The sequence below is a fragment of the Pantoea sp. RSPAM1 genome, from assembly GCF_038816185.1.
GTDB lineage: Bacteria > Pseudomonadota > Gammaproteobacteria > Enterobacterales > Enterobacteriaceae > Pantoea > Pantoea ananatis.
The window spans coordinates 1,890,302-1,905,046 of the sequence record NZ_CP046137.1; the positions used below are offsets into that span (position 1 = coordinate 1,890,302).

Sequence of the window (14,745 nt, forward strand, 5' to 3'; positions counted from 1 at the left end):
TACCGGGTGCGCTGTTACGCATCCGGTAAAATAAGTGGGCAAGGGGACGTGATGTCAGTCTGCTCAGCGGCAGACGGGCTATCCGACCAGATCGATTAATCCCTTCATGATGCCTCCGCAGGCACCGCCCGGCCTGATACCGAGGTTGTGCGTCGATATCCTGCGCCGGGATGAGGATGTTCAAGGCGGGCGCCTTTAGCAAACAGCTTCTCCCTCAGCGTACCGGGTTGGTAATCCTGTTTATAAACGCCACGTTTTTGCAGTTCCGGCACCAGCAGATCGACGACATCAGCAAAGGTTTCATGCGTGAGGGCATAGGCCAGATTAAAGCCATCCACGTCCGTCTCCTCCACCCAGCTTTGCAGTTCATCGGCAACGGTTTCTGTGCTGCCCACCAGCAGGGGCCCAAAGCCGCCAATGCCCACCCATTCGGCCATGCTTTGAACGGTCCATTCACGCTGTGGATCGGCTGTGGAGAAGCTCTCTACAACAGACTGAATGGCATCGGTATGCAGATGCTTAAAAACCTGATCGGGTTGGTACTGACTGAAATCGATGCCGGTCCAGCCGGAGATTAGCGCCAGTGCGCCTTCATGGCTGACATAGCGTTTGTAATCCTGCCACTTGGCCTGGGCTGCTTTATCGGTTTCCCCCACAATGACCGTTTGCATATTGAAAATCAGAATACTGCGCGGATCGCGACCGGCCTCCTCTGCGCGACGACGTATATCGGCCACGGTTTTCTTCAACAGCACTTTAGACGGCGCGGCAACAAATACGCACTCGGCGTGTTGTGCGGCGAAGGCTTTACCACGGCTGGATGCGCCTGCCTGATACAGTACAGGCGTGCGCTGGGGCGAAGGCTCACACAGATGAATGCCCGGTACCTGGAAAAATGTTCCCTGATGATTAATGGGATGCACCTTGTTGGGATCGCTGAAAATATGACGCTGGCGATCGCGTATCACGGCATCATCCTCCCAACTGCCTTCCAGCAGCTTGTATACCACCTGCAGATATTCGTCGGCGTAGTCATAACGGGCATCGTGGCTGGTTTGGCTGACCTGTCCCAGATTGCGGGCTCCGCTTTCCAGATAGGAGGTAACAATATTCCAGCCGATCCGACCTTTGGTCAGATGATCCAGCGTCGACATGCGCCGGGCAAATGGATAGGGGTGCTCAAAAGAGAGTGAAGCGGTCAGGCCAAAACCGAGGTGCTTTGTCACCATCGCCATCGGCGTAATCAGAGCCAGGGGGTCATTAACCGGTACCTGGGCGGCACTGCGAAGAGCGGCATCATTATTCCCGTTGAAAACATCGTAAATCCCCAACACGTCGGCGATAAACAGGCCGTCGAACTTACCGCGTTCCAACAGGACCGCCAAATCTGTCCAGTACTCCAGATCTTTGTATTGCCACGAGCGGTCGCGCGGGTGCGCCCACAGGCCAGGTGACTGGTGACCCACACAGTTCATATCAAACGCATTAAGGCGGATTTCACGTTGTTTAGGCATAGCAAACTCCTGAGCGGATGCGGCACTGTCGGGCCGCCCACGTCGTTGGGATGAAAAAGGGGTGTAAGTTAATTAGTCAGAGAAAGGGGACATCGCTCATGACGCGTGTCATCAGTGAGATTGAGCAACTGGCGCGCGACGGCCTCAGCATGTGTGGCAACCTGCGGCAGGCCCATTAATTCACCAAAACGTCCGCGCGCCGCAGGCCCGACCACATACAGGTAAGGATTCGCCTGGCCTTGGGGATTTAGCGTCTGTGACCGGGTATTAACATGAATTCCCAGCGCCAGCGGATCGGACTGAATAACGCCATCCTGAGCCAGCTGGTTGAGTAACGCATCGCGCTCAATCAACGCGCCATGCGCAGGACCGGTGGTGACGATGATCTTGTCCACCTCCAGCGCCTGTACGCCGCCGGAACGCGGTTGCAGGCTGAGCCTGACGGCATTGGGCAACGCCGCCGCCGCGGTCAGTCGTGCGGCGAGCACGCGGAGTGTGCCGCTGCGTTGGTGGTGCTTTAACACCTGCCCAACCTGGGGGGCAATCCGATAACGGTGAACGTCCCACCATGGCCGCAGATGCCGCAGGAAACGCCGTTGTTCATCCAGCGACAGGCTTTGCCAAATCGCCTGACCGTTGTGACGGACCTCATCGAACACCACCTGCCACGGGATGTGCCTGGCCGCGGCCTGGCGAATATCCTGTCTGATGCGGCGTAGCCAGGCGCGAACGCCCAGAGGTTTGCTGAAATCAATACCAAGATGCCAGCTGAAATTGTCTTCAGAGAGGCTGGAACGCGGAAGCTGACCGCGTCGGGAAAAGACGGTGACTGGCCCGCGATGTCCCTGACGGTCCAGGGTCGCAACCATGTCTGACATGGTTAAGCCGGTACCCACAATGGCAACCCGGTCGTCAGGCGCAATCTGTGACAGGGCACCTTCCCGCCAGGGATCGGCAATCAGTGCCGGGTGAGATGCCAGCGAAGCCAGGGCTGAGGGAAGTTGCGGCGCGGGATGGCTGATGGCCAGTACCACGATATCAGCATCGAGATGTGCGCCGGATGCGGTGCTGACCGTACCTTGTCGCAGCGCAACGGCGCGGTCCTGCACATGCAACAGCTCAACAGGGGAATGCAGTTTTACTGCATCAAACTGTTCACTGACCCACTGGCCAAACTGCCTGCGCTGCGGAAAAACCGTGCCGTCGTGCCATTCAGCCGCCGCATCCCTGGCAAATGCGGCAGAGGCACGGAACCAGCGCTCAAAGCTGCCTTCTTCGTCGCCGGCGAGTTGCATACGCGAGGCGGGCACATTGGTGCGATGCGCCGGGTCGGTGGTCGAGTAAGCCACGCCCTGGGCCAGCTGCGCGCGGGGTTCGATGACCGTGACGCGCAGGCCAGGGCCGCCCAGACGACCAAGATGAACGGCCAGCGCCGTTCCGCTGAATCCTCCACCCACAATGACAATATGCTGCTCGGACATACACTGCCTCTCTGATTAGCTTGCACTGGCCTGTTTTTCGGGACGACGGTCGCCTCCGATGGTTTCGCCAAAAGGACCGGTATTAACCGTGCGCTGTTTATTTCCTGCAGGGGTTGAAAGCGGCAGCAGCGGCATCAGTAATTCGGCAACCCGGTGTGCTTCTTCGAGATGCGGATAACCGGACAGAATAAAGTTATCAATGCCCAGCGCCTGGTATTCCCGAATCCGTTCCGCGACCTGCTGCGGATTTCCCACCAACGCGGTACCCGCGCCGCCGCGTACCAGACCGACGCCAGCCCATAAGTTGGGACCGATGCGCAGTCCATCACGCGAGCCACCGTGAAGTGCGCTCATGCGAGCCTGTCCGGTCGAATCCATTCTGGCAAAGATTTTCTGGGCGGCGGCGATGGTGTCTTCATCCAGATGGGCGATCAGCTTATCCGCCGCGGCCCAGGCTTCTTCCTCGGTTTCCCGCACGATGACGTGCAGACGAATACCGTAGGAAAGCGTCCTGCCGCGTTCCTCTGCGCGCTTCCGCACCCCTTCAAGTTTAGCGGCAACCTGCGCTAAGGGTTCGCCCCAGGTCAGGTAGGTATCAACCTGACGGGCTGCAACGTCAACCGCTTCATCAGATGAGCCGCCAAAATAAAGCGGTGGACCTTCGGCCTGTACCGGAGGAAAGAGGATCTCAGCCCCTTCCACGTGAATATGCTCCCCGTGATAGTCCACTTTCTCTCCTTTAAGCAGGCGGGAATAGACATCAAGAAACTCACGGGTAACCTGATAACGCTCTGCGTGGCTGAGAAAAATGCCATCGCCCTTGTTTTCAACCGGATCGCCGCCGGTCACCACATTGATCAGCAAACGTCCGTCAGACAGACGATCCAGCGTAGCTGCCATGCGCGCCGCCAGGCTGGGTGGCTGCAATCCCGGCCGGACAGCGACCAGATAACGAAGCTGTTTGGTAATCGGCACCAGCGCAGAGGCTACCAGCCAGGCATCTTCGCAGCTTTTTCCGGTGGGAATTAAAACACCATAGAAACCCAGATTATCGGCGGCAAGGGCCACCTGTTGCAGATAGGGCAGGTCTACCGCTCTGCCGCCCTGGGTGGTTCCCAAATAACGCCCGTCACCATGCGTCGGTAAGAACCAAAAAAGATTGATGTTTTTTTCAGCGGTATCAGGCATTAGCAGATTCCTTTATAACGTTATTTGAAATTGGCAATTAGAAATTTCATTTTCAGTTATAAAGCCTAAAGCAGGATACGTGCCAACAGGTTATGTGTTTTTTATTTTTTAATATCAATAAGATAGGTTTTTACTGCGGCGGCAGCGACTGCTGCAAATGCAGCAATGTGTGACGGATACTGCTGTATTTGCAGCAATTCACGCTGGGCAGCGGCTCGTTTCTGGCTGCAGCAAGGGATATCTTTAGCGCTCTCTCACTCACTCAGCAGGAACGCGCTATGCAACACGCTGGCCCCGATTTAATTGACCCTGCTTCCCTGGCGTTCAGGCATATCCTGGATCAGCTGGCGCCCACGGACGCGACCGTATTAATCATTGGTGAAACCGGCACGGGCAAAGAGGTGATGGCGCGCTATCTGCATCATCACAGCCCGCGCCGCCATGCGCCCTTTATGGCAGTGAACTGCGGTGCGCTAACGGAGAGCCTGGCAGAATCAGAACTCTTTGGTCATGAGAAGGGGGCATTTACCGGCGCGACCGACCGTCATCGTGGCTGGTTTGAGGCCGCGCAGGGCGGGACGTTACTGCTGGATGAAATCGGCGAGCTGAGCCTGCCCCTTCAGGTCAAACTGCTTCGCGTACTGCAGGAAAGGGAAATTACCCGCGTGGGATCTTCTCGCGCAGTAAAGGTTGACGTCCGGGTGATTGCCGCGACGAACCGCGATCTGACGACCGCGATAGCCGAGCGGCGGTTTCGCGAGGATCTCTACTACCGGCTAAACGTCGCCAGCGTTGCCTTACCGCCGCTGCGCCAGCGGTGTGAGGATATCCCGGTTCTGGCTAACTATTTTCTGCAAAGCTATGCGCGCCGACTGGGACGACCGCAGCTGCGCCTGAGCGACGAGGCAATGGAAACGCTCAAGGCCCATTCCTGGCCGGGGAATATACGGGAGCTGGAAAATACATTACACAACGCGGTGCTGCTCTGTGAAACACCGCAGGTAGAACCCCAACAGCTGCGGCTGGGCACGATTAGGGGCACGGGACAGGTACAAAAGCAGGATGCGCTTGATGATTTTATTCGCCAGCAGATCCAGTGCAGTGACACGCCACTTTATCCCCGCGTCATTGAGGCACTGGTGAGAAATGCCTATGAACTAAGCCAGGGCAACCAGTTACAGGCCGCGGCGTTGCTGGGGATTAGCCGTAACAGCCTGCGTACGCATCTTGGCCATTACGGCATCATCAAGCCGCGTCGCAGCCTGACGTCAACCCTTCGCACTGCGTCAACAACGGGCGCGCAGGAGCGCGAGTTGCGCATTGGTTATCAAAAGTTTGGCAACCTTGGCATCCTCAAAGCGCGCCAGCAGCTTGAACAGCAGCTGGCCGGGCAAAATGTCAGCATCCTGTGGAGTGAATTTCCCGCCGGGCCTCAGCTGCTGCACGCGCTGAGCCATCGGGAAATTGATTTTGGCACCACCGGCGAAGTGCCGCCTTTATTTGCCCAGGCCAGTCATTGTTCTCTGGTGTACGTCGCCTGGGAGCCGCCCGCGCCACAGAGCGTGGCGTTGCTGGTGGCTAAGCACAGTCAGATAAACCAGTTGGCAGACTTAAGAGGCAAACGTATTGCCGTAAATAAAGGTTCCAACGTGCATTTTCTGCTGCTGCAAATCCTTGATGAGGCGGGGATGGCGCCAGAGGACGTGCGGATTGTGTACGCGCCGCCTAAATATCCGCTCACGCCCAGCGATCTGAATGCCGTTGATGCATGGATGATGTGGGATCCTCTGCTGAGCGAGGCAGAAAAAGGGGAACAGCTCCGGGTTATTGCCGACGGCGTAGGACGGGTGAATAACCATCAGTTCTATCTTGCCGATCGCCACTTCGCGAACCAGTCTCCAGACCTTTTAGAAATACTGGTAACCGCGCTGGAGCAGACGGGGCGCTATATTGATGCCCATCCTAAAGAGGCCGCCGGGCTGCTGGCCGGGGAGCTGGGGATGTCAGATCGCGCGCTGCGCCTGGCGCTGGCCCGGCGGAGCCACCAGACGCAACCAATGAATCTGGCGATCATTCGTGAGCAGCAGAGAATCGCGGATCGTTTCTACGCGCTGGGCCTGTTTCCCCGCGCGATTAACGTCCGTGACGCGGTGTGGTCGCAATGACGTTTTATGACTAAAGATAGAAGTTTTACGCATTAAGGCGTTGAGGCCTGATTTGCTATGTTGCGCTGATGACAACACCACTCAGGAAAGAGACATGAAAAAAATCATATTCAGCGCACTGCTTGCGGCCGCGTACATTAGCAGTATCGTGACGGCACACGCAGAAGAGAAACCCAGGGTAGTGAATATCGGTTTTCAGAAAGCCAACATTTTTGCCTTACTGAAATACCGGGGCACGCTCGACAGTGAATTTAAAAAGCAGGGGATTGCCGTGCACTGGGTGGAATTCCCGGCGGGACCGCAAATGCTGGAAGGGCTCAATATAGGCAGCATCGATCTGGCCGCAACGGGCGATGCGCCGCCAACTTTTGCGCAAGCCGCGCAGGCTGACCTGGTTTATCTGGGCCATTCACCGGCCAATCCACAAACCGAAGCCATAGTGGTGCCTGCGGATTCGACGATAAAAAGTGTCAAGGATTTAAAAGGCAAGCGGGTCGCCCTGAACAAAGGATCGGATGTGAATTATCTTCTGGTATCAGCCCTTGAGCAGGCGGGGCTAAAATACAAGGATATCACGCCGGTTTATCTTCCTCCTGCCGATGCGCGAGCGGCTTTCCAGCGAGGCGCCGTAGATGCATGGGTCATCTGGGACCCTTACCTGGCGGAAGTGGAAACCACCGCCGGCGCGCGGTTGCTTAAAAATGCCGAGGGGCTGGTACCGCACTACACCTTTTATCTGGCCAGCCGTAAATTTGCGGAAGGTCATCCAGACGAGGCCAAAGCGGTTCTTTCAGAGCTGCAAAAGCTGAGCAGTTGGGCGAATAAAAACCAGAGCGAAGCCGCTAAAATTCTGTCTGGCTCGACTGGCTTGCCCGAACCTATCTGGCAGCGCGCGCTGGCAAGAATGCCCTTAGGGGCCGAGCGCATGACGCCGGATGTCTTTAAAGAGCAGCAGGCACTGGCAGATAAATTTACACAAATCGGTTTATTGCCGGTGAAGGTCGATGTCCGCAGCGCGACATGGTCGCTGGATAAAAAGTAACGGGTGAATGTGTTAAAGGGCCTGCGGCCATGCAAAACGGCGGGCCGTTTTGTCGAACCCCGGTCGGGGCTTCTCATCCCCCTCGGCGCAGAATATGCAAAAAAAAAGTCCAGAGGTTAGTCTGGACTCTTCTTTGAATGTGGCGGTGAGAGGGGGATTCACTCGCTGCGCTCGCCCTTCGGGTGGCCTGCGGCCATGCAAAACGGCAGGCCGTTTTGTCGAACCCCGGTCGGGGCTTCTCATCCCCCTCGGCGAAGAATATGTAAAAAAAAAGCCTGAACGTGAGTTCAGGCTCTTCTTTGAATGTGGCGGTGATAGGAGGATTCACTCGCCGCGCTCGCCCTTCGGGTGGCCTGCGGCCATGCAAAACGGCAGGCCGTTTTGTCGAACCCCGGTCGGGGCTTCTCATCCCACTCGGCGCAGAATATGCAAAAAAAAAGTCCAGAGGTTAGTCTGGACTCTTCTTTGAATGTGGCGGTGAGAGGGGGATTCACTCGCTGCGCTCGCCCTTCGGGTGGCCTGACGGCCATGCAAAACGGCAGGCCGTTTTGTCGAACCCCGGTCGGGGCTTCTCATCCCCCTCGGCGGAGAATATGCAAAAAAAAAGTCCAGAGGTTAGTCTGGACTCTTCTTTGAATGTGGCGGTGAGAGGGGGATTCGAACCCCCGATACGTTGCCGTATACACACTTTCCAGGCGTGCTCCTTCAGCCACTCGGACACCTCACCGCAATTTGTTGCTGACCGCGCTGGGTCAACGGGGCGCTACTATAGGGAGTCGGCCTGAAACGGTCAAGCACTATTTTTCTCTTTTTTTCTATTCGCTTAAGCTCTGAACGAATCGCGTTAAGGCTGCGCAAATCGCGGTTTTTTGGCACCAAAAACGCGATATTGCACAGCGTAACAGAAGGGAAGATTCGTTGGGTTGCCTGAGCTTACTGCGCGCTTTTTACGCGGTTGGCAAAACTCTTGCGCAGCTTTTGCAGTTTGGGCGGAATCACCGCCATGCAGTAACCGTTGCGCTGACCGGCGCCTTCCCAGTAATCCTGATGATAACCTTCGGCGGGATACCAGGCTTTTAACGGTTCAATGGTGGTCACAACAGGCTCAGCATGATCCTGTTGGGCACGCGTGATGGCCGCTTTGGCTTCGGCTTCCTGCTCCGGCGTCTCAACAAAAATCGCGGAACGATACTGTGTACCGATGTCATTGCCCTGACGATTGAGCTGGGTCGGATCGTGGGTCGCAAAGCTGATGTCCAGCAAATCGCCATAGCTGATCTTTTCAGGATCAAAACCAATACGAATGGCTTCGGCATGACCGGTTGCGCCGCTGCACACCTGCTCGTAAGTGGGATTAGGGCGCGCACCGCCGGTATAACCACTTTCCACTGACTCAACGCCGATCACATCTTTAAAGACCGCTTCTGTACACCAGAAACAGCCGCCTGCGATCACTGCATATTCGATAGCCATAAAGTTACTCCTGTCTGGTCTGAAGGAAAGAGGTGGGGATGAGATCGCGCGTTTTCAACGTCACACAAGGCATTTCAGGCCGTTGCCAGGCTTTAGCGGGGTGATGACATGGCGTGAGACGAATAATTTAGCGTAGCAGGGATCAATCGCCTGCGCCTGGCGGGCAGCCTGAAGGCGCGGCAGGTTAATGTTTCCTTAATATAAGGAAGCGATACTGCATAAAACATCACTGGAGAGATCGATGAAAACCCCCACTGTATCCGTCAGTTCTGTTCCGTCTCGCAGCCTCAGCGAATATTTTGCCGTGTTTGTTGCCGTCGGAACAGTAATTGCGTTTCTGGTCTGCTGGTTCAACGGCTAAATCACGCAGCAGTAAAGTTTACCCTGGCGCGGCAGCCTGAACGGTCGGGGCGATTTTCCAGCAGGAACTGTCCGCCATGGAGCTGGACAATCCGGCTGACAATGCTCAACCCCAAGCCAATGCCGCCGTAGCCGGTATCCATGCGCACAAAGGCTTTACTGAGTTCACCGCGCATACTTTCATCAATGCCGTTCCCCTCATCCTCAATGATCAGCGACAGCCCGGCTGTAGTCTCAACACGCACCGTAATATTTCCGCCCGATGGACTGTAGCGATGCGCATTCTCTACCAGGTTACGCAGTAGCATTCTCAGCAAGATGGCATCGCCTTTAACCCGGAACATGTCCTCGACCTCCAGGGTCAGTGTCTGCTCGCGCGTCTCCAGCATTGCACTCAACTCAGCCTCCATTGGCAGGATAACTTCCTCTACGATTTCAACATTCTGATAACTGCCAGAGGTGAACTGCTGACCTGCACGCGTGAGTTGCAACAGTTGAGAGACATTGCCAGACATCTGATCAAGCCGCTGCAATAACGGTTGTGTATCGACGGCCTGGTTGCGCTGTAACAGTTCAAGATGTAAACGCAGTCCTGCGAGCGGCGTACGCAGTTCATGAGCAACATCGGCTGTAAAGAGGCGTTCGCGTTCAAGACTGGCGGTCAACCGCGCAACAAGTCGGTTAAGGGACTGTGTGACGGCATCAATCTCCTGAACGGAGCCTTCAAAGATAATCGGCTCCAGGTTCACCTCACTCCGGCTTTCCAGCTCATGCTGCAGTTGATAAAGCGGGCGCGTAATCCATCTTACCGCCTGATAGCACAGCAGCAGCGTCAGGCTAATCATGACCACGCTGGGCAGCGCCAGACTCAGGATGGCTTCACGGACCTCTTTATCCACGTGCTTATCCATGTTGCGGTTAAGCAGGTTGGCTTCCACCAAAAACTGAACCTGTTCTTTACTCTCATGCCAGAGCCAGGCCACGCTGAGCACCTGAAAAAACAGCATGATCATGCCGATCGTGAGCATCAGCCGGAAACGCATGGTATTGCCTGAATGGTAGGGATTCATTCGGGTTATGACTCGTTTTCTGTGCGTGGCTGAGATAAGGCATAGCCAAAACCGCGCACGGTTCGGATCGTGGCTTTGCCCACTTTGTCGCGCAGGTTATGAATATAGACTTCCAGCGTATTGGTGGAGGGCTCATTATCAAAGTTGTAGATGTCCTGATACAGCAACTCACGGTGAACCGGATGGCCTGCTTTCAACATCAACCGGGACAGAATGGAGAACTCTTTGGGCGTCAGGTCGAGCAGCACGTCATCCAGATGAATCTGGCGGTGGGTCATATCCAGTGACAGATTACCCACTTCGACGCGGGAATCGCCCTGGTTAACGTGACGCCTGATCAGGGCGCGAATCCGCGCCAGCAGCTCATCCAGCGCAAAAGGCTTAATTAAATAGTCATCAGCGCCGGCATCGAGTCCGGCTATGCGCTCTTCAATGGTATCGCGTGCGGTCAGGATTAAAACGGGCTGCATCTGTTTTTGACGACGAAGGCGTTGCAGTAAATGCAGGCCGTCTTCGTCCGGCAGGCCGATATCCAGCACCACCAGGCTGTAAAGTCCGCTGGCAAGGTGGGCTTCGGCAGAGCGGGCCGTTGGAACACCATCGCACACGTAGCCTGCACCTTCCAGCGCCAGTACCAGCCCCTGAAGTAGCAGGGCATCGTCTTCAACAATCAATATTTTCATACGTTCTGAATACCTTTACCAATTGGCGCTGGCAGTGAGAAAGACAGATAAAGCGTGTTTGTGTCCCCATCGGGTGGGTGAACAGGACAAGCGCCCCGGCTCGTTTAACCGAGAACAGCGTAAAAGCCTGTTGCGTCAGGGAATCTTACTCTATTAAGCAATGGCGAACGACGCGTAACCTTTATCGAATGCCGCGATAACGCTGAGACACTGCCTGACGCAATGCGACATGGAGACCAATGGCAACGCCGCATAACGAAAACCTTGCCAGGGCAATAAAGCTGTCGCGATACAGCAAAATATAACATGCCGCATTGCCAAAAAACGTAATCAGTAATAAGGAAAGTGACGCAAAAAAATAATTGCACACGAAAAAAATTATTAATCCGGGACGGATGAAAAGTCATTAATGACTATTATCACCCATGCCAAAGCGTTCATGAAATCATCAAAATAAGGCCCATCCCTGTACGCGCGAATGAGTTGACAATAATTTTAAACAGTCTGATGACGAAAGATTAAGAATACCTTAAACAGGGCCATTTATTACACTTTTATTTCAATGTTGAGCGCTGGATAAAAAGACGGGAAGCGCTCAGGGATAGATCCGGACCAGTCTGAGACGTTGGAAAGCGGGACGGCTGGCACAGGAAATGCATATTTCTGGCAGAACGAAATTTAGCGACTATACTTTATCGGGCGACAATAGCAGCCAGCGGAATTATCAGCATCAAAACACATTTGTTTTTGAAAAAGGGTTGTTGAATTGCAGGGTTTTACCACGCAGTCTCCTTACTTCACTTGGCCTTGAGCCAACCTCTTGCTGAAACGTCCTCTGCTGTGATGTCCTGATGATGAACCTATTTACAGGAGAAGACACGTGACCCAGATGGCAGATAGTGATGCCTCATTTCCGTCATTGAGCGGCGGTCTGTATGCCTTCTTTTTTGATGTCGATGGCACGCTGGCAGCGATTCAATCCCAGCCCGATGCCGTTTTCATTCCAGAAAATGTCGTCGCAGAACTGCAACGGCTCTCATCGTTATGCCATGGCGCACTGGCGCTGGTTTCTGGCCGACCTGTTGAACAACTGGATGCACTGGCGGCGCCCCTTCGGGCACCGGCAGCGGGCGTGCATGGCGCTGAACGGCGTGATGCTAAAGGCAAACTGCATCGGGTGACCTTGCCAGAAGATGTTGAACGTCCGCTCAAACGCCTGCTTGAGGAGGCGATGGCGCCGTGGCAGGGTACGCAGTTGGAAGCCAAAGGCATGGCTTTCGCGCTTCATTACCGTCGCGCGCCGCAGCACGAACAGGATGTCCTGCAACTGGCTCAGGCTGCGGTGGCGCGCTTTGACGGACTTGCGCTGCAACCCGGCAAATGCGTTGTAGAAATCAAACCCACCGGGATTGATAAAGGCGCAGCCGTCCATAAATTTATGCAGGAAGCCCCATTCTCAGGCCGTATCCCGGTGTTTATCGGGGATGACCTGACCGATGAAAAAGGATTCGCTGCGGTGAATGCCCTGCAGGGAATCTCTATAAAAGTGGGGGAAGGCCCCAGTCAGGCGCATTATCGTTTACATGACGTTACGGATGTCTATGCCTGGCTTGAAACAACACGATTACAATTAGAGCAAGAAAACATTGGTAAGGAGTGTAGGTTATGAGTCGTTTAGTGGTTGTATCTAACCGTATCGCCATGCCAAATGGGAACAAAACCAGTGCTGGCGGCCTGGCCGTCGGCATTCTGGACGCGCTGAAGAGCACAGGTGGACTCTGGTTTGGCTGGAACGGTGAGATCAGTGAGTTTTCAGGTGAAGAAGAAAATCCGGTATCGGTAATGGAACATGACGGTATTGAATATGCCTCTTTCCCTCTGAGCCAGAACGAATACGATCTTTACTACTGCCAGTTTTCAAACACCGTAATCTGGCCCGCCTTTCACTACCGGTTAGACTTAGTTCAGTTCCAGCGCGAAGCCTGGGAAGGCTACTGTGATGTCAATGATGCGGTCGCGCAGCGGTTAAAGCCGCTGATCAAGCCGGATGACATTCTGTGGATCCACGATTACCACTTTTTACCGTTTGCCGCGGCATTGCGTCGGGCTGGCATTAACAACCGCATCGGCTTCTTCCTGCATATTCCTTTCCCTACGCCGGAAATTTTCAACGCGTTGCCTCCTCATAAGGAACTGCTGGAGATGCTGTGCGAATACGATCTGCTGGGCTTCCAGACAGAATCAGATCGTGTGGCTTTCCTCGACAGTGTCAGCCAGTTAACCCAATTGCAGAATAAGGGTGACAAGAAACACCGCGCTTATGGCAATACCTTTATGACGGAGGTCTATCCGATAGGGATTGAACCCGACAGTATTAAAGAGATGGCAGAAGGGCCGTTGCCACCGAAGATGGCCGCGATGAAAAAAGAGCTGGGCGATGCCCGCAACATCATCGCCTGTGAGCGTCTGGACTACTCCAAGGGGTTACCAGAACGTTTCCTGGCTTATGAGGCGTTACTGGAAAACTTCCCTCAGCACCACGGCAAAATTCGTTATTCCCAGATTGCGCCCACGTCACGCGGTGACGTGCAGGCTTACCAGGATATTCGTCATCAGCTTGAAACCGAAGCAGGGCGCATTAACGGTAAATACGGGACGCTGGGATGGACGCCGCTCTACTACCTTAACCAGCACTTTGAACGTCGTCTGCTGATGAAAATCTTCCGCCTGACTGACGTGGGGCTGGTGACGCCGTTACGTGATGGCATGAACCTCGTTGCGAAAGAGTATGTTGCCGCGCAGGACCCGGATGACCCTGGCGTACTGGTTCTGTCCCGCTTTGCCGGTGCGGCGAATGAGCTGACCTCGGCATTGATCGTGAATCCCTATGACCGGGATGAGGTGGCCGCTGCGCTGGACAAGGCCATTACTATGCCGCGCACGGAAAGAATTTCTCGCTATAACGATATGATGGCTGTTCTGCGTAAGAACGACATCACTGCATGGCGCGAAAGCTTCCTACGCGATCTCGAAAAGATTGCGCCACGTAGCGCCGATCATGGAATGGCGAATAAAGTGGCCACATTTCCAAAACTCGCCTGATGCCGCAGCAAGCCAGGGATGGCTTGCTGTTTGTCGTATTTGACCCTTACTTGCCGTGTACAAACTCTCCTTAAGTTTTAATCAGTTACCCTTAACTCAAAAGCGGCCCCGTAGCCCGGCAGGACACTATTAAGGCACGTTTGCTGTCAAAGTGACCTATTAAAATGTCAAAACACTATTTTTACCTGGTTAAGCTAAAGTTCTGGCGATCTGCGCCGATACTCTCAGTGCACAAAACTATCTTGCCTGCAATTCATTCACGTTATTAATGTAACTCCTTGTTACACCGACGATCGCCCTCTAAACACCTTGCTGTCACCCTTTACGACTGATTGCCAGGACGCGCCTAATACACTTTGCCTGCCGCAAATGGCTGTTTGCCCTGAGCCTGCACTAAAACGCTAACTGACTAATTTAAAAACAAATAATTGTTTCCTTTGGCAGCACATTCTACTGCTTTTATGGTTTTGAATGGTTCTAAATAGGGTGCAAATTGCATTCGTGAACATAAACCTGACCTCAACGGTCTGATTTGGTTTTTGCGACGGTTTTGTTGCTAATTAAGTCCTGGTTAGGACAAATCCCTACAAAAAAAACGTAATATAGGTCATAAAACACACAGCTAAAATGTGATCATAAAGTATTTCTGAAGAAAATAAGCTAAAAA

The 14,745-nt window shown here is 54.3% G+C and carries 10 protein-coding genes, 1 tRNA gene and 2 other RNA genes; 4 read left to right on the top strand and 9 right to left on the bottom strand.

What is annotated here, in order from left to right; all coding sequences use genetic code 11:
• Positions 1 to 104 precede the first annotated feature (104 nt).
• From GKC68_RS09340 to ssuD, 3 genes are all read right to left on the bottom strand, one after another.
• On the bottom strand, positions 105 to 1,514 hold the full coding sequence (locus GKC68_RS09340) for an LLM class flavin-dependent oxidoreductase (protein WP_342656779.1): 1,410 nt from the start codon (positions 1,512 to 1,514) through the stop codon (positions 105 to 107).
• Positions 1,515 to 1,582: 68 nt separating this feature from the next.
• Entirely contained in the window at positions 1,583 to 2,995 is a 1,413-nt protein-coding gene (locus GKC68_RS09345) for an FAD-dependent oxidoreductase (protein ID WP_247103206.1), read from the bottom strand.
• Between the two features lie 15 nt (positions 2,996 to 3,010).
• Complete coding sequence (gene ssuD / locus GKC68_RS09350; RefSeq protein ID WP_047714919.1) at positions 3,011 to 4,183, bottom strand: FMNH2-dependent alkanesulfonate monooxygenase; 1,173 nt, start codon at positions 4,181 to 4,183, stop codon at positions 3,011 to 3,013.
• A gap of 278 nt (positions 4,184 to 4,461) precedes the next feature.
• Here ssuD and GKC68_RS09355 point away from each other — a divergent pair, with 278 nt between their 5' ends.
• Positions 4,462 to 6,348: an aliphatic sulfonate ABC transporter substrate-binding protein gene (locus GKC68_RS09355; protein WP_058706195.1), complete on the top strand. Its 1,887-nt coding sequence runs from the start codon at positions 4,462 to 4,464 to the stop codon at positions 6,346 to 6,348.
• A gap of 94 nt (positions 6,349 to 6,442) precedes the next feature.
• On the top strand, positions 6,443 to 7,390 hold the full coding sequence (locus GKC68_RS09360; RefSeq protein ID WP_264238378.1) for a sulfonate ABC transporter substrate-binding protein: 948 nt from the start codon (positions 6,443 to 6,445) through the stop codon (positions 7,388 to 7,390).
• 140 nt (positions 7,391 to 7,530) lie between these two features.
• On the opposite strand, the gene GKC68_RS09365 is transcribed toward GKC68_RS09360, so the two are convergent.
• From GKC68_RS09365 to pmrA, 6 genes are all read right to left on the bottom strand, one after another.
• Positions 7,531 to 7,654: non-coding RNA, RtT sRNA (locus tag GKC68_RS09365), on the bottom strand.
• A 208-nt stretch (positions 7,655 to 7,862) separates the two neighbouring features.
• Positions 7,863 to 7,987: non-coding RNA, RtT sRNA (locus GKC68_RS09370), on the bottom strand.
• A 42-nt stretch (positions 7,988 to 8,029) separates the two neighbouring features.
• Positions 8,030 to 8,117: transfer RNA gene (locus GKC68_RS09375), tRNA-Ser, on the bottom strand.
• 206 nt (positions 8,118 to 8,323) lie between these two features.
• Positions 8,324 to 8,863 (bottom strand): peptide-methionine (S)-S-oxide reductase MsrA, encoded by a 540-nt coding sequence (gene msrA / locus GKC68_RS09380; RefSeq protein ID WP_028723379.1) that lies wholly within the window; start codon positions 8,861 to 8,863, stop codon positions 8,324 to 8,326.
• 362 nt (positions 8,864 to 9,225) lie between these two features.
• Positions 9,226 to 10,293, bottom strand: a complete 1,068-nt coding sequence (pmrB, locus tag GKC68_RS09385; protein ID WP_028723380.1) for a two-component system sensor histidine kinase PmrB — start codon at positions 10,291 to 10,293, stop codon at positions 9,226 to 9,228.
• A gap of 5 nt (positions 10,294 to 10,298) precedes the next feature.
• The gene (gene pmrA, locus GKC68_RS09390; protein WP_047714921.1) at positions 10,299 to 10,976 is read right to left on the bottom strand and encodes a two-component system response regulator PmrA; all 678 of its coding nucleotides are present in this window, start codon (positions 10,974 to 10,976) and stop codon (positions 10,299 to 10,301) included.
• Between the two features lie 880 nt (positions 10,977 to 11,856).
• On the opposite strand from pmrA, the gene otsB reads away from it, so the two are divergent.
• Together otsB and otsA are read left to right on the top strand one after the other, a co-directional pair.
• On the top strand, positions 11,857 to 12,645 hold the full coding sequence (gene otsB, locus GKC68_RS09395) for a trehalose-phosphatase (protein WP_342656780.1): 789 nt from the start codon (positions 11,857 to 11,859) through the stop codon (positions 12,643 to 12,645).
• The gene (gene otsA, locus GKC68_RS09400; protein ID WP_028723383.1) at positions 12,642 to 14,078 is read left to right on the top strand and encodes an alpha,alpha-trehalose-phosphate synthase; all 1,437 of its coding nucleotides are present in this window, start codon (positions 12,642 to 12,644) and stop codon (positions 14,076 to 14,078) included. Before otsB ends, otsA begins: the two co-directional genes overlap by 4 nt.
• Positions 14,079 to 14,745 lie beyond the last annotated feature (667 nt).

What these genes read in the sequence shown, in the direction of transcription:
- otsA (WP_028723383.1), top strand. Translation starts at nt 12,642, where the DNA reads ATGAGTCGTTTAGTGGTTGTATCTAACCGTATCGCCATGCCAAATGGG.
- ssuD (WP_047714919.1), bottom strand. Translation starts at nt 4,183, where the DNA reads ATGCCTGATACCGCTGAAAAAAACATCAATCTTTTTTGGTTCTTACCG.
- GKC68_RS09340 (WP_342656779.1), bottom strand. Translation starts at nt 1,514, where the DNA reads ATGCCTAAACAACGTGAAATCCGCCTTAATGCGTTTGATATGAACTGT.
- GKC68_RS09355 (WP_058706195.1), top strand. Translation starts at nt 4,462, where the DNA reads ATGCAACACGCTGGCCCCGATTTAATTGACCCTGCTTCCCTGGCGTTC.
- GKC68_RS09345 (WP_247103206.1), bottom strand. Translation starts at nt 2,995, where the DNA reads ATGTCCGAGCAGCATATTGTCATTGTGGGTGGAGGATTCAGCGGAACG.
- msrA (WP_028723379.1), bottom strand. Translation starts at nt 8,863, where the DNA reads ATGGCTATCGAATATGCAGTGATCGCAGGCGGCTGTTTCTGGTGTACA.
- pmrA (WP_047714921.1), bottom strand. Translation starts at nt 10,976, where the DNA reads ATGAAAATATTGATTGTTGAAGACGATGCCCTGCTACTTCAGGGGCTG.
- GKC68_RS09360 (WP_264238378.1), top strand. Translation starts at nt 6,443, where the DNA reads ATGAAAAAAATCATATTCAGCGCACTGCTTGCGGCCGCGTACATTAGC.
- pmrB (WP_028723380.1), bottom strand. Translation starts at nt 10,293, where the DNA reads ATGAATCCCTACCATTCAGGCAATACCATGCGTTTCCGGCTGATGCTC.